The organism is Paenilisteria rustica (genome assembly GCF_013820765.1).
GTDB lineage: Bacteria > Bacillota > Bacilli > Lactobacillales > Listeriaceae > Listeria_A > Listeria_A rustica.
In genome coordinates, this window is record NZ_JABJVM010000016.1 from 13,666 (window position 1) to 38,731 (window position 25,066).

A 25,066-nucleotide genomic window follows, 5' to 3' on the forward strand; every position below is an offset into this window, starting at 1 on the left:
CGCAATAACCAAAAACCATCGCCCCGTATTATCGGAAGCGATGGTTTTTCTACATATTATAAACCAGCCTGTTCCCGTCGTCTCTTCGCGGCGGCATTCACCTGCTCATCCGCATGGTAACTCGAGCGCACCATTGGGCCTGACTCGCAATGAATAAACCCTTTTTTCCGAGCCACCCGTTTCAATTCACGGAACTCCCGCGGATCATAATAACGCACCACCGGGAAATGCTTTTTAGACGGCTGCAAATACTGCCCAATCGTCAAAATTTCAACACCATGCGCTAACAAATCATCCATTGTCTCCAATATTTCCTCGCGCGTTTCGCCAAGCCCCACCATAATGCTTGATTTCGTTGGCAACTCAGGTTCCATATCCCGAACCCGTTGCAATAACTCAAGTGATCGATCATACGTCGCGCGATGCCGAATGCTTGGCGTCAAGCGCCGAACCGTCTCAATATTATGATTGAAAATATCCGGTTTCGCATCGAGCAACGTTTTCAAGCTCTCATAATCACCCTTCATATCCGATGGCAAAACTTCGACCGTCGTTTGCGGCATCCGATACCGAATCGCATTCACCGTATTCGCGAACACCTGCGAACCACCATCTGCCAAATCATCCCGCGCCACCGCAGTAATCACGACATGGCGCAATCCCATCGCTGCAACCGAATCCGCCACACGCTTAGGCTCACCCAAATCCAAATGCGTCGGCGCTCCCGTCGTTACCGCACAAAATCGGCAAGCCCGAGTACAAATATCACCTAAAATCATGAACGTCGCCGTTTTCCGATCACCAAAACACTCTTGAATATTAGGACATTTCGCCTCCTCACAAACCGTATGTAGCCGATTTTCCCGCAAATTATTCTTAATCGCTTTAAAACCTTCACTGTTACTGATCTTCGTTTTCAACCAATCCGGTTTCCGTACATGCTCTTGTTTTTTCTCCACTGCTTATTGCCCCTTTCAACGCGAAAATAAATAACTCTCCTGCCTAAACTTGTTCGCGGCCAACGCATGAATCTCATCCCACTGCGCATCCGACAAAGTAAACTCCTCAAACGCCACATCAAAAACCTGTGCAAACCCATCTTGGAAAGCCTTCTTCATCTCATCAAGTGGTATCTCTCTACCGATCAAATCCAGAATTCCCGACGCTTTCCCACCGAAAGCCCGCAACATTCGCTCCTTCACCCGTGCATTTTCAAATACAAAAAGGTCAAACAGCTCCGTCGCGTTCATATGTAACGGAATCGATCCGTGCTGTAGCAAAATCCCCTGATGCCGACCTTGCGCGCTACCAATAATTTTGCGGTCCTGCATCGTAATCTCATACCAAGACGGCTCCTCAAAACAAATTGCAGTCCCGCTTCCCGTCTGTTTCGCCTCAGGTATCGCAAAGCTCGCCTCGATATCAAGCTTGGCCAATCCTACCAACAACGCCTCAGAAATCAGTTTATGCGCTGCTTTAATAGTTTTTGGAATGGCTTCATGTTCCTCTGAAATAACAAAACTATACGTCAGCTCATCATCGTGCAGCACCGCCTGACCACCCGTAGGCCTACGAACCATCTCAAAACCATGCTTTTGCACAGCATCATAATCAATCTTGCCCTGCGTCCGCTGAAAATAACCAACCGAAAGTCCCGCTGGCGCCCAACCATAGAATCGCAAAACTGGCGGAATCTGTCCAGCTCGGTGCCAATCCGTCAACTTCTCATCAATCGCCATATTCACCGCCGGTTCCAATTTTTCCTGATTCAGAAGCAACCACCGTTCCACCCTCATTTCCCCTCTCAAAAACGCATACTGCTTGAATTTTAATCGTTATCCCTTATACTAAGGAAGAATGCGCTATCTTTCAAATGACTATTCGCATAAATTGATCAATGAGGTGACGAACGATGACAAAAGAACTCGGAAAGAGCATTAAACAATTACGAACCAACCTGGAATTAACGCAAAAACAACTCGCAGAAGGCATCTGTTCCCAAAGTTTGCTGAGCCGCGTTGAAAAAGGCTTGGAAATTCCCAGCGTGCTGATTATACATAATATTTGCCAGAAACTCGGCATCACCGTTGATTCTCTTTTGTCCTCATCCCAACTTGACTCCCCATTTATCCAATTAAAAAAAGAGCTACAAGAGCTCTTTTTCCGGCATGATTTTGAAACGCTTTATCCTAGTCTACATAAGAAAACACTCGCCTTGTTTGAGACACACTCCCAAGCCACCCATTACTATTTTTTCCTCGGTGTTTGCGAATTGCTTTATAAAACCAATCCTCAGAATGCCATCGCCGCTTTAGAAGAAGCACTTTCGCTTAATAGTCGTCGCTCTAATTCCCTGACGACACACGATATCTTAATCAGCAGCTACTTAACGCTCGCCTATTCCGAAGTGAGTGATGAGATTCACGCCTTAAAACACCTCAATCAATGTCTCCTTTTTTTACATAAACAAGTCGAGCCATCCGAACTTATGCCGTCTATTTATTTAAATATCGCCCGTTTCTATGCACAACAATCGGAAAGCCTAACAGCCATCGAGTACGTGCACCTCGGCATCGCTTGCTGTCAGAAGCAAAACAGCACGTTCCAGCTGAGCCATTTATTTTTCGAACTCGGTGTCCTCTTCATCCAAACCGACAGAAAACAAAGCGGCATCCGTAAAATCAAATTCAGCTTGGAGCTATCTTCCTATCTAGACGAACAATTCGTCACCGCTGAACTCACCAAACGAAGAAAGCTACTGTACTAAATATGCAAATAATCATATTAAGCGATACCAACTTTTAAACAGTCCGATTCTAATGGACAACCGCTACAAATCGGTGTTTTCAAGCAATATTCTTTGCAGTGCATCAGAACCAAACCGTGGAACGTTTGCACAACCGCCAATTCCCGTGGCAAGCCTTCCTCTAACATCCGCCGAAAATCATCATACTTCTTAGGCACTTCAAATCCAACTCGTCCAAAAATACGTCTTGTGTACGCGTCCACAACAACCACCGGCTTATCGAACGCATACGCCAACATACAATCCGCCGTCTCAGGCCCAATTCCCTTAATCGCAACTAATTCGGCGCGCAACACATCAAATGATTGCTTCTTGACCTCCGCAACATCAAAATTATACATGCCAAACCACGCGACAAATGCCTTGAGCTTCATCGCCTTCTGATTGTAAAAGCCACTCGGTCTGATACGCTGCCCCAACTCCTCGAGCGGCATATCCCGAATTTTCTCTGGCTCCATAAACGTGGCTAGATTCCCAAGCGCCTTCTCCACATTTCGCCAATTCGTGTTTTGTACCAAGATCGCGCCAAGCAGCATTTCGAAATCACTCTCCGCCGGCCACCACTGCTGCATCCCTTGTCTCGCTAGCAATTTTTGATATATTTCGTGTACCGTTATCATGTCATAGTCCTCCATAATAGCAAACATCGCCCGACCATTTCTCGGTCAGGCGATGTTTGCATGCATTATTTTTCAACGATTTTCAGTAAGCCTTCACGAACGCGTTCCAATTTATCAATTGCCGCAGCCTCTGTCTCATCTTTAATACTGAAATAAAACTTGATTTTCGGCTCCGTTCCAGATGGACGTAGGCAGAACCATGAACCGTCTTCTAAGAAACATTTGATGACGTTCGATTTCGACATATCAATCGCTTCTTTTTTATCAGTCTCGATATAATGACGCTCACTTAGCTGGTAATCCTCGACTTTTGTAATTTTCTCGCCGCCCATTTCAGCAGGCATTGATTCGCGGAACGACTTCATAATATTGCTAATTTGTTCCGATCCGTCCTTACCACTCATCGTCAAGGAAACTAAATCATCTTTGAAATAGCCAAACTGCTCGTAAATTTCCTCTAAATCTTCCGCCAGCGTTTTCCCAGCTTGTTTACTATCAAGCGTCACTTCGCAAATCGCAAGCAGCGCCTGAATCGCATCTTTATCACGCGTAAACGGCTTCACCATAAACCCATTACTTTCCTCATAACCGAACTCATACGTATGCGAACCAGTCGTTTCGAAGTTATGAATCTGCTCCGCAATAAACTTGAATCCAGTCAAAACTTCAATCATCTCTACATCAAAATGCTTCGCGATTAAGGTTCCTAAGTCAGATGTAACAATCGATTTCAAGACTGCCGCATTTTTTGGAAGCTCATTTTGTGCTTGTTTCTGCTTCAATAAATAATGCAAAATCAGCGCGCCAATCTGGTTCCCGCTAAGCACATCATATTTTCCAGATTTCGTACGAATCACAACGCCAAGACGATCGGCATCCGGATCCGTTCCAACAAGTATGTCCGCATCGTATTTCTCGCCATAGCCAATCGCAACTTCAAAAGCTTCCCGGTTTTCCGGATTCGGCGACTTCACCGTCGTAAAGTTTGGATCAGGCTCGAACTGTTCGGCAACTTGAATCACATTTGTGAATCCAACGCTTTCCAAAGCTTTCAAGCCTAGCATGCCACCAGTCCCATGAAGTGGTGTGAAAACAATCTTCAAATCCTTGCCATGTTTTTCAACCAAATCATTGTTCACAATCACGGTTTTTACATCTTCTAAGTAAGGCGTATCAACTTTCTCGCTAATCACATCAAGCATCCCATCCGCAATCAACACATCTTTATCCGCGACCTTGACGGCAAAAATATCAGTGATTTCTTCAATGTAACGCGTCACCGCATCCGCACCATGTGGCGGCATTTGCCCACCGTCTTCCCCGTAAATCTTGTAGCCGTTATACTCCGCAGGGTTATGGCTCGCCGTAATGACAATCCCGCTAAACGTATTCAAGAAACGCACCGCATACGACAATTCTGGCGTCGGACGCAACGTCTCAAACACATAACTCTTAATCCCGTGATAACCGAGCACGCGCGCCGATTCATACGCGAATTCCGTCGACATATGGCGGCAATCATACGCAATCACAACGCCACGCTTCTTCGCCTCTTCACCATTTTCCGCAACGTAACGCGCCAAACCCTCAGACGCCTTGCGAATCGTATAAATATTCATCCGGTTCGTCCCAGCGCCTAACACGCCACGCATCCCAGCCGTACCAAATTCCATATTGCGATAGAAACTATCCTCTAGTACTTTCTCATCTTTCTCCGCATGCAATGTCTCTTTCAAGCTAGTTTCAAGCGCATCATTTGCCAACCATTTCTCGTACTCTTCTCTCCACTTCATCATTTCTGCCCCTTTCACAAACTACTTTCCCGAATGACTAAATCCGTAGATAGCGTTACTTTTTTCGTAATCGACCGGCCAGCAAGCAAGCGCTCCTGTAAAAGTTCCACGCCCGTCTCACCCATCAATTCAGTATATACTTTCACCGTACTAAGCGGTGGAAAAACATATTTTGAAACACTCACATCATTCAGACCAATCACGCTCACACGTTCCGGCACAGCGATTCCCTGCTCTTGAAGCGCCCGTAAACACCCAATTGCAATCGAATCATTCGCCGCAAAAAATGCCGTTGGTAAATCCTCACCAAGTTCCGCGATAGCCTTCAACATTAACTCATATCCTGTCTTGACGGAAAACTTACCCGAAAAACAGTACTTCTTTTCATAGAGCCCTTTTCGCTTCATATAATCCCGAAAAGCAAGCCATCTCGCATCAATAATATTCGCCGAATCGTCGCTAAACTGCTCTTCACCAGCGATAAATCCAATATTCCGATGACCATTCCCAATAAAATGATCTAACACCGATAGCGTTGCCTGCTGAAAGTCGACAATCACCGAATCATATTTCTGTACAGACTGATCAAAATCCACAAAACAAATGTTAGCATTCCAGTTCGTCAGCGCCCGTATTTGTGCCTGGCTGAACTTCCCAATCGCGATAATCCCCTCAACATTGCCAAGCGTTTGCTCCGGAATATCTTGAAAAACTCGCAACACTTGATACCCTTCCTCTTCCGCTTTACGTTCCGCACCGACCCGAATGGACAAGTAATACAAATCATTCAATTCTTCTTTTTCTGAATACCAGTGCACGATTGCGATTTTTGCATTCTTCTTTTGCTGCTTCCGTTTATGTTTCGTATAAGAAAGCTTTTCTGCTGCCTCAAAAATACGTTTCTTCGTATCATCACCTACAGAAAGCGTCTCGTCATAATTCAGCACCCGTGAAACCGTAGCAATGGAAACGCCAGCCTGCTCTGCAATATCTTTAATTGTTGCCATTATCTAACACGCCCTCCTGTCCGCATTCCATGAAGCTTCACCTCCATTTTATCAGTTAAGCCTCACCGCGTCTATTTTTTACAATAAAAGGGCTAGGAACATCACATTCCTAACCCCGATGCTTATAATGTCTTAAATGTAAAAATTGTCTCAGATTCAAAAAGTTCGTCTTTCTCGATAACCGCCGAGCCGAATCCCTCATGATTCATCGAGTCTGGCAGTCCTTGCGTCTCCATCGTCACACCCGCATATTTGGGAACCGTAACACCATCTATTGCAAAATTCCCCGTCAACTGATTTCCCGAATAAACAACGACAGAATCACAATCAGTACGCATTTCCACAACGCGCCCACTCTCTGGGTCAACTAAACGCGCATCCGGCAAACTATCATCGTGCTCTAGCACAAACGCGTGATCATAACCATTTTTGATAATCACATTTTGCGGATGTTCACTCGTCGCACCATCGCGAATCGCACGTGGCGTCCGGAAATCAAACACTGTCCCCGTCACATCCACTAATTCCCCAGTCGGAATCAAGTCCTCGCGCAGAGCTACAAACCGACTACTTCTCATTTGCAATTCCTGATCCAAAACGGTCTTCGCCACATTTCCCGTCAAGTTAAAGTAAATATGATTCGTCGGATTAAACACCGTCTTCGCATCCGATTTCGCCTCATATTTAATTTTCCACTCATTCGCATTGTTCAGCGTATACGTCACCCGAACATCCAATTTCCCAGGAAAACCATTGTGCCCGTCCTGACTCGTAATCGCGAAAACAACACCAATCTCATCCGTCGTTTCCAAACGTTCCGCACGCCAAATCTGCTTACTAAAATTATCAGGTCCACCGTGCAATATATTCTCGCCCTCATTTTTCGCCAGTTGATACGTCTTCCCGTCCAGCTCAAAACGCGCGTCACCAATCCGCCCAGCAACCCGTCCAACAAGCGCACCAAAATAAGGAGAATGCGCCAAATACTCGTCCAGCGTCGCAAAACCAAGCGAAACGTTCGTAAAATCACCTTTTGCGTCAGGAGCCCACGTTTCCGTCACAATCCCACCATAATCCAGCGCCCGAACTCGCACACCGTTATCATTCTCCAAACAATACTCCGTCACATCTTGCCCATTTAACGCACCAAATTTACGCTCACTAATCCTCATCCTCTATTCCCCCGTCTCCATCACCGATTTCATAAATCTTCCAAACGCGCTGTTGCCATTCTCCGTATCCTTAAAAACACCAGCATCCGTCAACACTTGCAGAAACACCTTCCCAACTTCCTGTTGCAAAAAGTGTTCTACCGTCTCCTCGTCAAAGCCACCCTCACGCCTCAATTGGTCCGCCCATTCCCTATGGTAATCCGCCATCTCATTCGGCTGATCCATCAAGTAACGCGCAACCTCCTCAAGCTCCGGCTTCAAACGCGGTGGCAATACCGCAAGCCCCATCACCTCAATCAGGCCAATATTCTCCTTCTTAATATGATGTAACATTTGATGTGGATGAAAAAGCCCGTCTGGGTGCTCCGCTGTCCGCCGATTATTCCGCAACACCAGCGACAACTCAAACAACGATTCCCCGTCCACCACACAACGATTCGCAATCGGCGTAATCGTATTATGCCTTTCCTTACCACTATACGCCAAAATTCCAACCGATGCATCTGAATAACCCTTCCATTTTTGTAAAATCGCATCCGCCGCATCCACAATCGCCGTCGGACTCGCCGAACGCAACCGAATGACTGACATCGGCCATTTCACAATTTCCACCGTCACATCCGGAAAAGCCTCCCACGAATAATCCGGAAAAGCCTTATGTACAGGCGCTTTCACCATCGCGAACTTGTGCCCGCCACCCTGATAATGATCATGCGATAAAATCGACCCACCAACAATCGGCAAATCCGCATTCGATCCCACAAAATAATCCGGAAACTGCCTCGTAATCTCGACTAACCGCGCAAACGTCTCCCGCTCAATCACCATCGGCCGATGCTCCGCCGAAAGGAAAATACAATGCTCATCATAATACGCATACGGCGAATACTGCAATCCCCACGCCTCATCACCAACCTGCATCCGTATAATCCGGTGATTCGTCCGCGCCGGAAAATCAACACGTCCCGCATACCCTTCATTCTCCACACAAAGCGCACACAACGGATAAGCAACCGTTTTCATAGATTTCTCCAGGGCAATCTGCTTCGGATCCTTCTCCGGCTTCGACAAATTAATCGTCATTTCCAGCTCGCCATACGCCGTTTCCACCAAATATTCAATGTTCTTCGCAATACTCCGTGTCTTAATATAATCACTCGCCTTACTAACCTCATAAAAATAATCCGTCGCTTCCCGAGGAGACCGTTCATATAATTCCCAAAATTCAGCATTCAATTCCGACGGTTTAGGGACAAATAAATCCATCACCTTACTCTGCCAAATTTCCCGCTCCGAAAGCGTCTCGCCAATGACACCCGATTCCATGGCCAATTCCGTCAACTGATCGAGGATTACCAAGCGATCTGCGGTGACATTTACTGCCACCGCACGCTTTTCCGACCAGCCTAGCAAATCGAGCAACCGGTTCGTCGCATAAATCCGATCCAATTCCGCCAATTCGCCCCTTTTGACCGCTATATCAATAAACTGATCTACTATCATTATTTTTGCACCCCATCGTTTTTAGTTAGCATAACCATCCGGATTCTTAGAGTGCCAATTCCAAGCATCCTCAATAATTTTATTAACATCCGTAAACTGAGGATTCCACTTCAAAACGGCCTGCGCCTTATCACTCGAAGCAATCAACGTACTAGGATCACCCGCACGTCTCGGCACGATTTTCGCAGGAATCTCTTTTCCAGTCACTTTTCGAGCAGCCTCTAGCATTTCCTTCACCGAAAAACCTTGGCTACTACCCAGATTGAAAATGTTACTTTCGCCGCCATTCTTCAAATATTCCAATGCCAAAATATGCGCATCAATCAAATCCACCACATGCACGTAATCACGAATACACGTCCCGTCCGCTGTCGGATAATCGTCACCAAAAATTGAGAGTTCCGAACGTTGACCAAGCGCTGTTTGTAAAATAATCGGAACCAAATGCGACTCTGGATTATGATCCTCACCAATCGTTCCATCAAACTTCGCACCCGCAACATTGAAATAACGCAACGCTACAAAACGCGTATCATAAGCCTTATCACACCACTTCAGAATTTTTTCCATCATCAATTTCGTTTCGCCATATGGACTTTCTGGATTCGTTGGTGCATCTTCTGTAATCGGAATCACTTTCGGTTCGCCATACGTCGCTGCTGATGAAGAAAAGACGATATTTTTCACGCCAAACTCTTCCATCACCTCAAGCGTAACCTGCGTCCCATACACGTTATTATTAAAGTATTCCAGTGGCATTTCCACCGATTCCCCAACCAAAGAATTCGCCGCAAAATGAATCACGCCCTCAATCGCTTCCTTTTTGAAAACATCTTGCATAAAAGCTTTATCACGAATATCACCTTCATAAAATACAGCATCCTTGTGTAAAGACTCCGCGTGACCCGTTTGTAAATTATCGACGACAACAACCTTATAACCCTTGTCTACCAATTGATCCACCGCGTGCGAACCGACATAACCTGCGCCACCTAATACTAAAACACTCATTTCCTATTCCTCCTTGATGGCTTTTGCTCCATCACTAATATTTGCAATATAAAACGCTGCTGGATAGCCAATTTTTTGCTCGTAGGCCGTTCCAACTTCCTGAATAAACGCATCCACTCGAGCTGTCTCCACGATGGCAATCGCACATCCGCCAAAACCAGCTCCGGTCATCCGCGCTCCTAAAACGCCTGCTTGCTTCCAAGCCGTTTCTGCTAGCATATCTAATTCTACACCAGTAACATGATAATCGTCACGTAAAGACATGTGAGATTGATTAATTAATTCACCAAACGTCACTAAATCTTCATCTTTAAGCGCTTTCGTTGCTAAAATTGTTCGCTGATTTTCACTCACAGCATGACGAGCCCGCATCACCAGCGTCTCACTCGAAATCAAATGTTGATACTTTTCAAACGTTTCCATATCCAACTCACCCAGCGACTTTATCGATAGTTCGGCTTGCAACTCTGCCAATGCCTGCTCACATTGACTACGCCGCTCATTATACTTCGAATCCGCCAACTCACGCCGTTTATTTGTGTTCATAATCACAATCGTATAGCCATCAAGCTTCACCGGCACCATTTCATACTCAAGCGTGTTACAATCCAGCAAAATCGCCATATCCTTCTGTCCCATACCGATCGCAAACTGATCCATGATTCCCGAGTTCACACCGATAAACTCATTTTCCACCCGTTTCCCCGTCAAAACCAACTCCAAATTCGCCAGTTCCAATCCAAACAAATTCTCTAAAACAACACCAGTCAGCAACTCAATCGAAGCCGAAGAAGAAAGTCCCGCCCCATTTGGAATATTACCCCAATATAGAATATCCATTCCCTGATCAATCGCATGCCCCGCCTCTTTCAAGTACTTCATCATGCCCTTCGGATAGTTCGTCCAATTATCCGCCTTCCGATAATCCAAATCTGCCAAATCAAACGAAATAACCCCCAAATCCTCAAAATTAAGCGATATCAATCGAACCAACGTATCCTCCCGCTTCGCCGCCGCCGCATAAGTTCCCAACGTAATCGAACACGGAAAAACATGCCCACCATTATAATCCGTATGTTCCCCTATTAAATTAATACGACCCGGTGCAAAAAACAACGCACCATCCGTCCGATCAAAAATCCGCGCAAAATCCGCTTTCAGTTTTGAATAATCCATTTTCCCAATACCTCCACCTTCAAAATAAATCTCTTGGCTTCATTATAATTTATTTAGTAAACTTTATCAACTAATTTTACTAAATATTTTTAGTAGCGTCTGACATTGGTGTTAATTTTCTTGGTATCGCTCATCCAATTATTCGTTATAATAGCTTTATCAACCAATTTAGAGATGTTAAAATGAATCTATATACCAACGAAACGAGGCGAAATTATGATTACGGAACAAGCAAAAATCGACCATTTTTACGACATGCTTGTAAAAAAAGAGTCCAATTACGAAGGTATCTTCTACGTTGGCGTGAAAACAACCGGGATATTATGTCGCCCAACCTGCCCCGCCAAAAAGCCTAACAAGGAAAATTGCGAGTTTTTTGAAACAGCTCAAGAAGCCCTTTTAGCCTCTTATCGGCCATGCAAAAGATGCCAGCCGCTGAATAATCCTAGTAAGCTATCCAAAGAAGTTAAACTCCTCGTCCAAGCAATCGAAGCCAATCCCGAGCGTAAATGGAGCGATAAGGATTTTGACGAGTTAGCTATCAGCGCGAATACTGCGAGACGCCAATTCAAAAAACAATTCGGCATGACGTTCATTGAATACGCCAGAGCTAGACGACTCGGTTTTGCTTTCAATCATATTCGAAACGGCACACCAATTATCGAAGCACAGCTAGATGGTGGCTACGATTCAGGCAACGGTTTCCGCGATGCTTTTACAAGAACCATGGGTATCATACCTAAAAAAGCAAAATCGCTAAATATGTTTGTATCAAAATGGATCGAAACACCGCTTGGATCCATGCTTGCAATCGCAAACGACGACGCCTTAATTTTGCTGGAATTCGTTGACCGGCGCGGGCTTGAAACAGAAATCGAAGTCCTACGAAAAAAATGGCATGCCGCTGTGATTCCAGGAGAGAGTCCTATTTTTGAGCAATTAATATTTGAATTAAATAGCTACTTTAGCGGCAAACTTCAGACTTTCCAAACGCCACTCGCCTATATCGGTTCACCATTCCAGCAAGACGTATGGCGCGCATTACAAGCGATTCCCACTGGTACCACTATCTCCTATGCACAATTAGCCGAACAAATTGGGAATCCGAAAGCATTCCGCGCCGTGGCCAGAGCAAATGGCGCTAATCAAATTTCAATTCTCATTCCCTGTCACCGCGTTATTGGAAGTGACGGCACATTAAGTGGTTATGGTGGCGGCATCGCGCGCAAAGAATGGCTACTTGCACACGAGAAAAAGAATGCATAAAAATAGGAGCGCCGAATCATATCTAACATCGATTCGGCGCTCCTATTTTCAATTATCTTATTTACGTACTAGTGGCTTGCCAGCATAAGTATTCTTCAAGGCTTCTTTGATCATTTCTGCGTTTTCTCGCTTTAGTTCTTCCAGCGTCTTCTTCAGTAATTCTTCGACCATATCAACCACTCCTCATCTCTCATTGTACCATCTCTCCTTCCTTAAGTCACCTTCCTACTCAACAATTGTTCTTTTTTCTGTTCTAATTCTTTCATTATTTCGTTGCATTTCTGAACGCTTAAATTGGCGAACAGTATAGACCAGGGCGATAATTCCAAGTATTGTTGTAGCCTCAGTCAATATGGAAAATATTTCTCTACACACGATAACCCAATCTGCCAAGGCTAACTCCCTACCTTCATTTTTAGCCATTATATCACGCTATCTTAACAAATAAAAATCACTAAAATACGATAGTTATCAAAAATAGCACGCAAAAAAACAGCCAACTCAATCTAAAATCTAGATTTCATCGGCTGTTCTATATTTTTGACCTTATAATTGTGTTTTTTCTACTAAAGCTTCTTTTAATTCTTCCACAAATTTTTGTGCATTTTGTCCAGCTAAACCACCATCACCAGTCGCTGTAACTACTTGGCGTAGCGATTTCACGCGAACATCTCCTGCTGCAAAAATTCCCGGAATCGATGTTTCCATTTCTTCATCTGTGATAACATAACCTTCATCATCCAGAATTCCAAGTCCTTTAAAAGCACTCGAAAGCGGTACAAGACCGACATAGATAAACGCACCATCCGCACTTAATTCAGAGGTAGAACCATCCACCGTTGAAACAAGACGGGCACCCGTTACTTTCATGTCATCGCCCACAATTTCCTCCACTGTGCTGTTCCAAACAAATTCGATTTTCTCGTTTTTGAAAGCACGATCTTGCAAGATTTGTTGCGCACGCAATTTATCACGACGATGTACAATCGTTACTTTGCTTGCGTAACGCGTCAAATAGGCGCCTTCTTCTACAGCCGAATCTCCACCACCGACAACAATTAGCTCCCGATTTTTGAAAAATGCACCGTCGCACACCGCACAATAAGAAACGCCGCGACCACTGTATTTATCTTCGCCGTCCGCGCCTAGTTTACGATGTTCCGCACCTGTTGCAATAATAATCGAACGTGCTTTGAACGTCTTGGAACCCGCGACAACCGTCTTATATTCCTCGCCATTCTCCACAGATTTAATATCACCATACGCATATTCCGCACCAAATTGTTTCGCGCCAGAAAACATTTTTTCCGACAAATCTGGACCCAGAATACTGTCAAAACCGGGATAATTTTCAATATCCGCCGTGTTTACCATTTGACCACCTGGAACACCGCGTTCGATCATTAAAGTATCTAAATCAGCACGGGAAGTATAAAGCGCCGCAGTCATTCCCGCAGGCCCAGCACCGATAATAATAACGTCATAAATTCTCTCTTCACTCACTGTTATTCCTCCAATCTAACTCTAGAACTATCGTAAACCCTCACGCGTTTTCCGTCCATTTATCTGCTCAAAACCCTTTGATTTCAAGCGTATATTTACGAAGTGTCGCAACTGAAATATCAAATAAATCCGCAACCACTTTCTGCGTTCCAAATTTATAACGGTACAAAATCGCCGCAGCCACTCCATCTAAATTTTTGATTCGTAAATCATATTTCTGATCAATCGAACGCTTCATAAAATCAAGAACGAACAAATACATCGGAGCCGTCTCCACTGTCGCAGGAAAATCAAGCTCTTCAAAACGTCCCAATATCGCAATAGCAGCGTTACAATTAGCAGCATCTCGACTATCTGGCAAAAACTCGAACTCTGAGAAAATCAAATGCTCGAAGAAATCCCACCCAGTCATATCGAAATAATCATTGAACATAATCAGCGCTGGTTGTTTATCCGAAACCGTCAGCAAATACACGCCAAATAAGTGCTCTGCCCGATTATTACTCGCCAACTTCTCCAAAACCGCACGCTCATCATTCGCCAATAAACCAGGATAATCCCACGGAAAATCAAGCTCTTCCCCATCAATCTGCTTGAAATGCTGCCAAAAATCCCGAGCCTCATTTAAACGCCCCAAAAAGAACGCCGTCTCCGCTTGATAGTAATAATACGCATACCGATCTAGAATTTCCAGCTGATCCACTTTTGCAAAGAGATGATCTGCATGTCCATAATCCCCAGACATCGCATAAATCCGCGCCAACTTCTCACGCTGCGACGACATAAACGGCTCCACTTTTACAAGCTCATTCAAAACCGCATCTGCCTGCTCCCACTCCGCTTGGTAGTACGCATACAAATAAAGCTCGCACAACGCCATGAAATTTCCTGGGTCACGTGCCAACACATCTTCCAATATCGAAAGTCCTTCTGCAAACCGTTCTTCTTTAAAACGAATACCCGCAAGCTCAATATACGCCTGCCAAAAAGTAGGTTTATCCTCGATTTCAGCAATAAGAAACTGGCTGACCTCATCCAATTTATCCTCCGAAACAAGCTCGTCTACCTTCGCTTTGAACGCAAAAGATGCTTTCTCTAGTTCTGACATATCACTCACACCAAAACTCGCAAGGGGCGCCTCTTCCATAATAAGCTGGATTAAGTCTTTCGCTTCCTCGACATATTCCCCTTCAGAAACGAGCGCTAAATACTTATTCGCGTGCTGTAATGCCTGTTTAAAATCTTTCGTATACGCATAATTATTCGCCATGAAATAATAACAATAATGAATATCATCCGCTTCATCCAAAACACGACGCAAAATCTGATTCGACTTATCAAACTGGCCTAATTCCGTATAACAAATCGCCAGTTGACACATAATTACAGGTTCGTCCGGCTCAAAAAAAGCTGCCCGCTCCAAATACCGCAATGCTTCTGGCATCTCCTGATTACGAAAAGCCTCAATGCCTCGCTGAAAATAAAACTCACCATTCGGCCTAAACGGATAAATTTTGTTACTATCTTCTTTACTATTTTTCAAATTTTTAACCTCCGCGCATTTTCCAAGTAAGTTGAGTATACCATATATTACAGCAATAAAACGAAAAATGTCTCCATAAAAAAACATCGTTCGCTTCCAAGCCGATTAATTCTCTAATTCACTTATAATAACCGGATTCCCTCGAGCAAAACATCGAGCCGGTACATCCTTCGAAACAACTGTACTCGCACCAACCACCGCACCATCGCCAATACTAACGCCTGGCAAAATCGTCACATTAGCACCAATCATAACCTCATCGCCAATCACGACTTCACCAATGCGGTACTCTCGAATCAGATACTCATGCGTCAAAATCGTCGTATTAAAACCAATCACCGAATTCCGCCCAATCGTAATTTTCTCCGGATAAAAAAGATCCACCGTCACTTTGTAAGCAATCGATGTATTCTCGCCAATCTTCATTCCTAATCCATGCCGATAAAGCCATCGTTTTCCGCGCATAAAAGGAAAAATACGCCCGAATTCAATCACAAGCGTATTCTTCAATGTACGGCCAAACGACACGGTTTTATATACGTTCCAAAGTGGATTAACACCATCATTCGTCTCAAACCGTTTCGTTCTGCGCACTAATCTTCCCTCACGATATCCAAAAGGTCACCCATCGATTCCAAAATATACGTTGGATTATAGCCTCGTAAATAATCTGCACCACGAATCGCCCAAGAAACACCCGCGCTTTTCACGTTCGCATTATGAGCGGCCTCAATGTCATGATAATTATCCCCGACCATAATCGCCTCATCCGCCGTCGAATTTAGCAATTTCAACGCCATATTAATTCCTTCTGGATCGGGTTTTGGCGATGCCACTTGATCCAAACCAATCACCACTTGGAAATACTTGTCCAAGCCAGTCGTTTTAAGCCCTTTAAGAATCATATCGTACATCTTAGTAGAAACGATTGCTAATTTATAATCTTCCTCATACAACGCTCTAATCGTCTCATACACACCATCATACTCCAAAATCAATTCATCATGATGCTCCTTGTTAAACGCCCGATAATGATCCACCATCTCCTGCGCACGCTCCGGATCAAACCCGGTAAACGTGTCAATCAACGAAGGCCCAATAAACGGTAAAATATCTTCACGTTCAAAAGTCCGCTCTGGATAATAAGCTCCAAGCGTATGTTGAAACGTTTTAATAATTAATTCATTCGTATTAATCAAAGTCCCGTCTAAGTCAAACAACAATGTCGTAATTTTCCTAGTCATGTGTACTCCCTCTCTAAAACCCTATTTCTTCTTCGCAATTCCGTACTTGTCTTCCAAATAATAAGGACGATCCCGCTTCACTCGGAAATAAGCGATCAATGCCACCGAAAGCGCCACAAGCACAATCGAAATGAACTGCGCCATCCGAAGCGTATCCGTTAGCATCAAGCTATCCGTCCGCAAGCCTTCGATAAAATAACGCCCAACCGAATACCAAATAACATACGACAAGAACAACTCTCCACGCAAAATTCGCGTCCGACGCAATATAAGCAACACAATAAAACCAAGCACATTCCAAATCGACTCATATAAAAATGTCGGCTGATAATAAATACCGTCAATATACATCTGATTAATAATAAAATCAGGTAAGTGTAAACTCTCTAAAAAAGTACGCGTCGTCGGCCCACCGTGAGCCTCTTGATTCATAAAGTTGCCCCAACGCCCAATCGCTTGCGCAATAATCAAACTCGGCGCTACAATATCTGCCAACTGCCAAAACGAAACTTTCTTAATGCGAGAAAAGATAATCGCGGTCAACACAGAGCCAATCAACGCTCCATGAATCGCAATCCCGCCGTGCCAAATTTTGATAATCTCATTCAAATGATCCTTATAGTAGCTCCATTCAAACAACACATAATAAATACGTGCACTGATAATCGCAATCGGAATCGCCCAGATAAGCAAATCCACCAATATTTCTTTATCTACATTACGCTTTGTCGCTTCCTGTAACGCAATAAGTAATGCCACAACAACAGCCGTCGCAATAATAACGCCATACCAGCGTATCGATATTCCACCTAATTGAATGGCCACTGGATCCAGCGCCGCAAAATTCAAGTTCATCATGCCCCTACTTTCTAAAACAGACTATCCTCAATCTGTCATACTACTATTTTGACCAATAAGGTTGTTTAAATCTTGTGTAAAGCGCTCCGCCGCATTGTAACCCATATTTTTCAAGCGGAAGTTCATCGCGGCAACTTCGATAATAACCGCCAAGTTACGTCCAGGTCGAACCGGTACCGTAATTTTTGGCACATCAATATCAAAAATCCGAATCTTCTCTTCATCCAGTCCAACGCGGTCATAATGCTTGTCCGGATCCCAGCTTTCAAGATGAACAACAATCGTGATTTTCTTGCTCGAACGCACCGCACCCGCACCAAATAGTGTCATCACGTTAATAATTCCTAATCCACGAATCTCCAATAAATGCTCGATAATCGGCGGTGACTGACCAATAAGCGTCAACTCATCTTCCTGTCTAATCTCCACATTATCATCCGCAACCAATCGGTGTCCGCGCTTCACAAGCTCAAGCGCCGTCTCACTTTTACCAACACCACTCGATCCCATAATCATCACGCCGAGACCATAAATATCGACCAATACTCCATGCATCGAAATCACAGGCGCCAATCTACTTTCCAAATAATTCGTAACATATACCGATAAACGCGTTGTTTTCAGCTTCGAGCGCAAAACAGGAATTTTTGCTTCCGTCGCGGCTTGCACCAACTCTTTCGGCGCTTCCAAATGGCGCGACACAACAAATGCCGGCGTCCGATTCGTACACATTTGGCGGAACCGTTTCAAACACTCATCGCTCGACATCCCCTCCGAAAAAGAGATCTCCGTCATTCCAAAAAGCTGCACCCGATCCTCTGGGTAATAAGAAAAGAAGCCAGTTAATTCTAAGCCTGGACGTGATAAGTCACTCGTCAAGATTGGTCGTTCCAATCCCTCTTCCCCACAAATCAATTCCAAATTTAGACGTTCCATTAAATCTTTCACCGTTACTGATTTTGTCATGAAAGTACCTCCATTAAGTCAACAGGCACAAAGCTCAAAACACAGCCCATCCCGCTAATCCTTTTTGTCTGCAATCTATATCTCATTTTAGCACTTTCTCATTTTTAAGGCTACCTATTTTTGTACATGCGAAAAGAAACCCCGAAAGTAAGCGATTCTTCATTTTGCGAAGTCCTGCTATTTCGGGGTCTCATCTTATCGTGGTTCTTTACTCCAAAGTACTGAATTGATTACCATATTAGCAAGCGACATCAGTAGCGCGATTAATAACGCTGTCCCAAATCCATCAATTTGAATGTACGTATCTAGGAAGAAAGATGTCAATTCTAACATCATCGCGTTCACGACGAATGTAAACAATCCTAGTGTGAAAATATTGATTGGCAATGTCAAAATGAGGAGAATCGGTCTCACCAACATGTTCAAAATCGCCAATACAAAGCTCGCTATCACGGCTCCTGTAAAGCCTTCTACATGAAAACTATCGAAGAATCCAGATAGAGCGACAAATAATATCGCATTAATTAAAACTCCTGCTATCCAACGCATTTACTTGGATCACTCCCAACTTGTATTAGCTGGCATAAGAATGGCTAAAATAATGTAGATTAATATTCCAGTTCCAAAACTTAGGAAAGATAGTAACACATAGGCGATACGCACCCATGTAGCGTCCCATCCGAAGTATTCAGCAATTCCGCCACATACACCTGCTATCATTTTTTGTGATGATGATTTCGTTAATTTTCTCATGTTAGTTCCTCCTAAAGTAGATTATACTTGTTTTTCTTCTAATTCGGTAATTTTAATGATGCCATTGTCCACTGCTGCTTGCAATGTCGCAACGCTCATCTCTTCTGAATTTTGTGTGAACACAAGGGATTTATTAGACTCATCCCAAACTTTAGCATTTTTCAAATCAAAATAAATTTTTTCGCGCTTCGTTCCAAGTGTTCCATCGACGTTCCATGTTGCTGGAATTTGGATACGAATATCGCCATGTGGTGCCTTCAAATCAGCCGCTGTCGCTTGGTCATTTTGAAGAATATAGCCTACATCACCATTTTCGGCGACAGCGACGGTTGTTTGGAAATCTCCTGTAATAGAGACATCACCTTTTGTCGTGTGCAACTCGATGTTTTCAACTTTACCACTCTTGAATAGAATTTCGCCGTCCTCCGTGCTAGCAACGAGGAATTTTCCAGCAGTACCAGTCGATCTGATATCACCGTGACGAACTTTAAGCGTACTATCATCCACTTCCATATCGTCATACTTCAAGTTACCATTCAACAATTGAATTCTCACTTGCTCGTAGGCACGTTTTGGAATAGTTAACACGACATCAGTTTTCAGTGCATCATTTTTGGATTCAAAAACAAAACGATCATTGGTCATTTCAAGCGTTGTTTGGCTGAAGAAATAATCCCATAACTTCTCTTCACTTAATTGTTGGATCGCTCTAGCTTTGTTATGAACAGAGAGCACCGTACGCATCTTCACATCGTCTTTATCCCAAGCACGAATAATGATGTCACCCGTTGCGATTTTTAATTCCATCGTACGGAAAGTTGTATTGTTAAACTCAAATTCACGAATTGGTCTTGGACGTGCAGTCTTTGGTTGCCCGTGGATTTTATTTTCTATGTTTCTACGATTTTGATGATGGTTACCGTGGCGTTCACGAACTTCTCTTGCACGCTCGATATGACGCTGTTGCATTTCTTTAGCGCGCTCTGTATGCATTGCTTGCGCTTGTTTGATACGCTCGCCTTTTGATTGCATTTTTCTTTCATGACGATTGTATTTATCTTTCATTTTCTGCTGGTGGCGATCGATTACCTCATCATAACTCGTATCCTCGGAAGGGATGATAAACAAGGCAATAATATAAGCAATAACCCCGATCATCGTTTTCCAAGAAATAATAATAAGTACAACATAGATAATACGTAAAATGTTAGCGTCAATGCCGAGATATTCAGATAATCCGCCAAAAACCCCACCTATTTTACGATCTGATCTGGATCTCCTTAATTTTTTGTCCATCATTGTTCCTTCCTTTCATTTATAAATATGTAGCAAAACGCGCTATCCCTGAAACTATTTCGAATGAGATAATCCCAAGCGATAGCGCGGCTTTCTTATTTCACGTCTTTTACTCTCACGTTACCAGTCGTTGCTTCTGCTTCGATTTTCAAAACAGCTTCGTTCGATTTTGGTAGTTTTGTGAAAAGAATCGTTTTGTTTACAGAATCAGATGTTTCGTCAAGCACGTCAGCATCTGAAATTCCTAGATTAATCTTACCTAGATTCGTATGCAGTTTACCATCCACACCTAGTTCGCTCGGCACTTGAACATCGATGTTACCAACACCCGTTTTTGTTTTCAAGAAACTAGAATCATGGTTCGTTAATGTGAATGAAATATTTCCTGTTTTTGTTTGTAGATTAGTTGAATCGAATGCACCTTTAGCAGAAACATTACCGTGGAATGTTTTTAGCGATAAATCACGAACCGTACCACTATTGACACGGACATTTCCATTGATAGATTCGATCTCTGTTAGTGTCGTATTCAACGTACCAACGCTGATATTACCATTCGTTGTTTTTGCAAACATGTCGCGACCTGTCAAGCCTTCAATATGAAGATTACCGTTCAAAATCTTGATAGATACATAATCATATTCGCGTTCTGGCAAGTAAACCGTCAAGTTCGTTACCACTTGTTTCGATGGCGATTGGAAACGCAAAGTCTCTTCGTCTACACGCAATGTCGTTTTGTCAAAGAAGATTTGTAATGCTTCCTCTTCTGGATACTCTTTGAAAAGCTTGATATTCGCGTGCACCTTCACATCGTTGCTATCCCATGTCTTGAATTCCACATTACCGTTCGCAATTTCAAACTCTAAAATCGATAAAGTCGTGTCATGATAAACAAAATCGCGTTCTAATTTCGTAGATGTCAAGAATGGAATCGGCATATCCTTCACTTGCTCAAAAGCACTGTTCAAGAATTTACCGAACTTTTCTCCTGCTTGAGAAAGCTCATCCATGATTTGGCGACCAGTGTCTTGCTGTTTCTCTTGACCAGCTTCTGGTTTTTGTTTTGGCTGTGGGCGTTTTTTGTAAGAAGCACCACCACGATAAGGATTTTCTTTCGTATTCCAGCCTTGCGAATAATCGTATTCTTCTTCCACAACCTCTTCTTGCACATCTTCTACTGTTTGAGAAGAACGAATATCCTCTGCCGCTGCACTTTTTCCTTCTTTTTTGGAAATGTTCTCAAGTAACGTTAGCGCTTCTTCCGTAGAGATAATACCTTGTTTCACTAGTTCTAAAATTCGTTTGCGTTCATTTTCCATTGTTTTCTTCCTCCTCGTGGAAATATAGCGATATCCATTAAGTATTTGTAAACTAAATTATTGGTTTCTAACTGATAACTCTATTATGAAGGACAAGACGATTTCTGTCATACAACCAGAGTATGATTATTTCTTTAGACTTTCGGCACTTGGGAATAGGTGTATACGCAAAAAAAATCGGCGGCAAGCGTTCGCAATGCGGTCGTTTCGTGGACTTCCGGTTCTCACATACGGGGGTATGCTCCGCTTCCGGCTTCCACGAAACGACCGCATTACAAACGCTTTCGCTCGATTTGTGTAAAGCTTAGTTTACATCCTACCCGAAAAAATTGGGTTGGGCGCTCTTCGGCTTATTTTGCTAGTCTGCTTTGCTTGCTATTTTTTCTTTCATTCGGGCTTTGTCGCGAGTTAGGATTGGCTTAAGGTATTTTCCAGTGTAGGATTTGGCTACTTTTGCGACTTGTTCTGGTGTGCCTTTTGCAATGATTTGGCCGCCACCATCTCCGCCTTCTGGTCCTAAGTCAATAACGTGGTCGGCTTGTTTTATAACGTCTAAGTTGTGCTCGATTACCAGAACGGTATCGCCATTCTCATCTACTAAACGCTGTAGTACTTTTAGTAAGCGCGCGATATCGTCGGCATGTAGACCAGTTGTTGGTTCATCTAAAATGTAGAACGACTTGCCGTTGCTGCGTTTGTGCAACTCGGAAGCTAGTTTCACACGTTGCGCTTCTCCGCCTGATAGCGTCGTCGCGGGTTGTCCTAGACGAATATATCCTAGTCCCACATCTACTATTGTTTGTAGTTTACGGCTTATACGTGGAAGGTTTTTAAAGAAATCTAGGCCTTCTTCTACCGTCATATTTAATACTTCAGCAATATTTTTTCCTTTAAAACGGATATCTAGTGTTTCACTATTATACCGTTTACCGTGGCAAATTTCGCATGGTACATACACATCGGGCAAGAAATGCATCTCTATTTTGATAATGCCATCGCCTTTACATGCTTCACAACGACCGCCTTTTACGTTGAAGCTGAAGCGACCTTTTTTGTAGCCACGAATTTTTGCTTCGTTTGTGGACGCGAATAAATCACGGATATCGTCAAATACTCCTGTATAGGTAGCAGGGTTGGAGCGAGGTGTCCGCCCAATTGGTGATTGATCAATATCGATAATCTTCTCTAGATGCTCCATACCATTTATGGTTTTGTGTTCACCCGGTTTTGCGTGTGCCCTATTGAGATGTCGCGATAAAGCTTTACGCAGTACTTCATTCACTAGCGAACTTTTTCCTGATCCAGAAACCCCAGTCACACATGTAAAAGTTCCTAACGGGAATGTTGCGGTCACATTTTTTAGGTTATTCGCTTTGGCACCGATAACTTCTAGCTTATTGCCACTGCCTTTACGACGATCAGAGGGGATTGGGATAAACTTCTTCCCAGATAGATAGGCTCCCGTGATAGAATTCTTATTATTCCGCACTTCTTCAGGCGTTCCAGCAGCTACAACTTCTCCACCGTGTTCTCCAGCGCCTGGACCAATATCAATTAAATAGTCCGCCGCAAGCATTGTATCCTCATCGTGTTCTACTACAATCAGCGTATTACCGATATCACGCATGCTTTGAAGTGTATGAACCAGTCGATCATTATCACGTTGATGCAACCCAATTGAAGGCTCATCCAAAATATACAATACGCCTGTTAAGCGTGAACCAATCTGTGTCGCTAATCGAATTCGTTGTGCTTCTCCACCCGAAAGCGTTCCGGCAGCGCGACTCAATGTTAAATAATCCAATCCAACATTCTTCAAAAATCCTAAGCGCTGTTTTACTTCTTTCAAAATTGGTTTCGCAATCTGCGTTTCTTTTTCAGATAGGGATACTTCATCAAAAAAGTTCAGCGCTTCTATAATAGAGAAATTACTCACGTCACCGAGATGCGTCTTATTAATTTTGACGGCTAGCGCTTCTTCTTTAAGACGATAGCCTTTACAAGATGGGCACGGTAAATCCGTCATGTATTGCGCCATTTGCTCTCTAGTGAAATCCGAACTTGTTTCACGATAACGACGCTCCACATTGGGGATGATACCTTCGAACGGTATATTTGTTTCACGCGTCATTCCAAAATCATTTTTATATTCGAAATAGAACTCTTTACCGTTTGAGCCGTTCAGAATAATATCTAAATGCTCTTTCGGTAAATTTTCTAATGGCGTATCCATGTCAATAGCGAACTCTTTACAAGCCGCCGCAAGCATTTTCGGATAGTATTGAGAGCTAATTGGCTTCCAAGGAATAATTGCCCCGTCGTTAAGTGATAGACTCATATCTGGGATAACTGTATCAATATCTACTTCTAGTTTAGTTCCAAGGCCGTCACACGTTGGACAAGCGCCAAATGGGCTGTTAAAGGAGAACATTCTTGGCTCTAACTCACCAACAGAAAAACCGCAGTATGGGCAAGCGTAATGTTCGCTAAATAGCAATTCTTTATCGCCAATAACATCAACAACAGCATAACCATCTGCTAATCTCAATGCCGACTCGATAGAATCAAATAAACGGGAAGTAACGCCTTCCTTCACAACGATACGGTCAATCACGATATCAATGGAGTGTTTCTTGTTCTTTTCAAGCTCAATCTCGTCTCCAATATCATACATATCTCCGTCGATACGAACACGTACATAGCCCTCTTTTTTGATACCTTCTAACGTCTTCTTGTGCGCACCCTTTTTCCCTGAAACGATTGGCGCTAAAATTTGTATACGCGTTTTGTCTGGCAATTCTAAAACACGATCTACCATCTGCTCAATCGTTTGTGATGAAATCTCAATGCCATGATTGGGGCAAACCGGATGTCCTACTCGTGCATACATTAAACGTAAATAATCATGGATTTCCGTCACAGTTCCTACCGTCGATCGTGGATTTCGACTCGTCGTCTTTTGGTCAATAGATATCGCTGGTGATAGACCTTCAATTAAATCTACATCAGGCTTATCCATTTGCCCTAAAAATTGGCGTGCATAAGAAGATAACGATTCCACGTAGCGTCGCTGTCCTTCTGCATAAATCGTATCAAAAGCTAACGACGATTTCCCCGAACCAGACAAGCCTGTCATAACAACAAGCTTATCTCGTGGAATTTCGACATTAATATTCTTTAAATTGTTGGCTCTTGCGCCTTGTATCACAATTTTATCTTTTTCCAACTCT

The 25,066-nt window shown here is 43.5% G+C and carries 23 protein-coding genes; 2 read left to right on the forward strand and 21 right to left on the reverse strand.

What is annotated here, in order from left to right:
- Nucleotides 1–56: 56 nt before the first annotated feature.
- Together lipA and HPK16_RS13075 are read right to left on the reverse strand one after the other, a co-directional pair.
- A complete protein-coding gene (lipA, locus tag HPK16_RS13070) occupies nucleotides 57–959 on the reverse strand; it encodes a lipoyl synthase (RefSeq protein WP_036076734.1) in 903 nt (300 codons plus the stop codon).
- Nucleotides 960–974: 15 nt separating this feature from the next.
- Nucleotides 975–1,790 carry a lipoate--protein ligase family protein gene (locus HPK16_RS13075; protein ID WP_425487938.1) on the reverse strand — a complete coding sequence of 272 codons (816 nt, stop codon included), beginning with the start codon at nucleotides 1,788–1,790 and terminating at the stop codon, nucleotides 975–977.
- Between the two features lie 122 nt (nucleotides 1,791–1,912).
- Between HPK16_RS13075 and HPK16_RS13080 the strand changes: the two genes are divergently transcribed.
- Entirely contained in the window at nucleotides 1,913–2,767 is an 855-nt protein-coding gene (locus HPK16_RS13080; RefSeq protein ID WP_181677380.1) for a helix-turn-helix transcriptional regulator, read from the forward strand.
- Nucleotides 2,768–2,784: 17 nt separating this feature from the next.
- On the opposite strand, the gene HPK16_RS13085 is transcribed toward HPK16_RS13080, so the two are convergent.
- From HPK16_RS13085 to HPK16_RS13115, 7 genes are all read right to left on the reverse strand, one after another.
- Nucleotides 2,785–3,426 (reverse strand): endonuclease III domain-containing protein, encoded by a 642-nt coding sequence (locus tag HPK16_RS13085; RefSeq protein ID WP_181677381.1) that lies wholly within the window; start codon nucleotides 3,424–3,426, stop codon nucleotides 2,785–2,787.
- A 65-nt stretch (nucleotides 3,427–3,491) separates the two neighbouring features.
- Complete coding sequence (locus tag HPK16_RS13090; protein ID WP_181677425.1) at nucleotides 3,492–5,219, reverse strand: phospho-sugar mutase; 1,728 nt, start codon at nucleotides 5,217–5,219, stop codon at nucleotides 3,492–3,494.
- Nucleotides 5,220–5,233: 14 nt separating this feature from the next.
- Nucleotides 5,234–6,226: a LacI family DNA-binding transcriptional regulator gene (locus tag HPK16_RS13095; protein WP_181677382.1), complete on the reverse strand. Its 993-nt coding sequence runs from the start codon at nucleotides 6,224–6,226 to the stop codon at nucleotides 5,234–5,236.
- Between the two features lie 122 nt (nucleotides 6,227–6,348).
- Entirely contained in the window at nucleotides 6,349–7,398 is a 1,050-nt protein-coding gene (locus HPK16_RS13100; RefSeq protein ID WP_181677383.1) for an aldose epimerase family protein, read from the reverse strand.
- Between the two features lie 3 nt (nucleotides 7,399–7,401).
- Nucleotides 7,402–8,901 carry a UDP-glucose--hexose-1-phosphate uridylyltransferase gene (gene galT, locus HPK16_RS13105; protein WP_181677384.1) on the reverse strand — a complete coding sequence of 500 codons (1,500 nt, stop codon included), beginning with the start codon at nucleotides 8,899–8,901 and terminating at the stop codon, nucleotides 7,402–7,404.
- A gap of 21 nt (nucleotides 8,902–8,922) precedes the next feature.
- Complete coding sequence (galE, locus tag HPK16_RS13110) at nucleotides 8,923–9,912, reverse strand: UDP-glucose 4-epimerase GalE (RefSeq protein WP_181677385.1); 990 nt, start codon at nucleotides 9,910–9,912, stop codon at nucleotides 8,923–8,925.
- 3 nt (nucleotides 9,913–9,915) lie between these two features.
- On the reverse strand, nucleotides 9,916–11,088 hold the full coding sequence (locus HPK16_RS13115) for a galactokinase (protein WP_181677386.1): 1,173 nt from the start codon (nucleotides 11,086–11,088) through the stop codon (nucleotides 9,916–9,918).
- A gap of 216 nt (nucleotides 11,089–11,304) precedes the next feature.
- Between HPK16_RS13115 and HPK16_RS13120 the strand changes: the two genes are divergently transcribed.
- A complete protein-coding gene (locus HPK16_RS13120; protein WP_181677387.1) occupies nucleotides 11,305–12,354 on the forward strand; it encodes a bifunctional transcriptional activator/DNA repair enzyme AdaA in 1,050 nt (349 codons plus the stop codon).
- 225 nt (nucleotides 12,355–12,579) lie between these two features.
- Here HPK16_RS13120 and HPK16_RS13125 read toward each other — a convergent pair whose 3' ends face one another.
- The 12 genes from HPK16_RS13125 to uvrA form a co-directional block, all read right to left on the reverse strand.
- Nucleotides 12,580–12,777 (reverse strand): hypothetical protein, encoded by a 198-nt coding sequence (locus tag HPK16_RS13125; RefSeq protein ID WP_181677388.1) that lies wholly within the window; start codon nucleotides 12,775–12,777, stop codon nucleotides 12,580–12,582.
- A 123-nt stretch (nucleotides 12,778–12,900) separates the two neighbouring features.
- Nucleotides 12,901–13,857 carry a thioredoxin-disulfide reductase gene (gene trxB, locus HPK16_RS13130; RefSeq protein WP_181677389.1) on the reverse strand — a complete coding sequence of 319 codons (957 nt, stop codon included), beginning with the start codon at nucleotides 13,855–13,857 and terminating at the stop codon, nucleotides 12,901–12,903.
- Between the two features lie 67 nt (nucleotides 13,858–13,924).
- Nucleotides 13,925–15,400: a tetratricopeptide repeat protein gene (locus tag HPK16_RS13135; RefSeq protein ID WP_181677390.1), complete on the reverse strand. Its 1,476-nt coding sequence runs from the start codon at nucleotides 15,398–15,400 to the stop codon at nucleotides 13,925–13,927.
- 105 nt (nucleotides 15,401–15,505) lie between these two features.
- On the reverse strand, nucleotides 15,506–15,994 hold the full coding sequence (locus tag HPK16_RS13140; RefSeq protein ID WP_181677391.1) for a DapH/DapD/GlmU-related protein: 489 nt from the start codon (nucleotides 15,992–15,994) through the stop codon (nucleotides 15,506–15,508).
- Nucleotides 15,994–16,644: a pyrophosphatase PpaX gene (gene ppaX / locus HPK16_RS13145; protein WP_181677392.1), complete on the reverse strand. Its 651-nt coding sequence runs from the start codon at nucleotides 16,642–16,644 to the stop codon at nucleotides 15,994–15,996. Before ppaX ends, HPK16_RS13140 begins: the two co-directional genes overlap by 1 nt.
- A gap of 21 nt (nucleotides 16,645–16,665) precedes the next feature.
- On the reverse strand, nucleotides 16,666–17,499 hold the full coding sequence (lgt, locus tag HPK16_RS13150; RefSeq protein ID WP_220132347.1) for a prolipoprotein diacylglyceryl transferase: 834 nt from the start codon (nucleotides 17,497–17,499) through the stop codon (nucleotides 16,666–16,668).
- A 30-nt stretch (nucleotides 17,500–17,529) separates the two neighbouring features.
- The gene (hprK, locus tag HPK16_RS13155) at nucleotides 17,530–18,468 is read right to left on the reverse strand and encodes an HPr(Ser) kinase/phosphatase (protein WP_036059725.1); all 939 of its coding nucleotides are present in this window, start codon (nucleotides 18,466–18,468) and stop codon (nucleotides 17,530–17,532) included.
- 195 nt (nucleotides 18,469–18,663) lie between these two features.
- Nucleotides 18,664–19,017 (reverse strand): phage holin family protein, encoded by a 354-nt coding sequence (locus tag HPK16_RS13160; RefSeq protein ID WP_181677394.1) that lies wholly within the window; start codon nucleotides 19,015–19,017, stop codon nucleotides 18,664–18,666.
- A 9-nt stretch (nucleotides 19,018–19,026) separates the two neighbouring features.
- Nucleotides 19,027–19,221 carry a PspC domain-containing protein gene (locus HPK16_RS13165; protein ID WP_181677395.1) on the reverse strand — a complete coding sequence of 65 codons (195 nt, stop codon included), beginning with the start codon at nucleotides 19,219–19,221 and terminating at the stop codon, nucleotides 19,027–19,029.
- A gap of 21 nt (nucleotides 19,222–19,242) precedes the next feature.
- Nucleotides 19,243–20,517 (reverse strand): PspC domain-containing protein, encoded by a 1,275-nt coding sequence (locus HPK16_RS13170; RefSeq protein ID WP_181677396.1) that lies wholly within the window; start codon nucleotides 20,515–20,517, stop codon nucleotides 19,243–19,245.
- Nucleotides 20,518–20,612: 95 nt separating this feature from the next.
- On the reverse strand, nucleotides 20,613–21,836 hold the full coding sequence (locus HPK16_RS13175; RefSeq protein ID WP_181677397.1) for a DUF4097 family beta strand repeat-containing protein: 1,224 nt from the start codon (nucleotides 21,834–21,836) through the stop codon (nucleotides 20,613–20,615).
- A 358-nt stretch (nucleotides 21,837–22,194) separates the two neighbouring features.
- Nucleotides 22,195–25,062 (reverse strand): excinuclease ABC subunit UvrA, encoded by a 2,868-nt coding sequence (uvrA, locus tag HPK16_RS13180; RefSeq protein WP_181677398.1) that lies wholly within the window; start codon nucleotides 25,060–25,062, stop codon nucleotides 22,195–22,197.
- Between the last annotated feature and the right edge of the window lie 4 nt (nucleotides 25,063–25,066).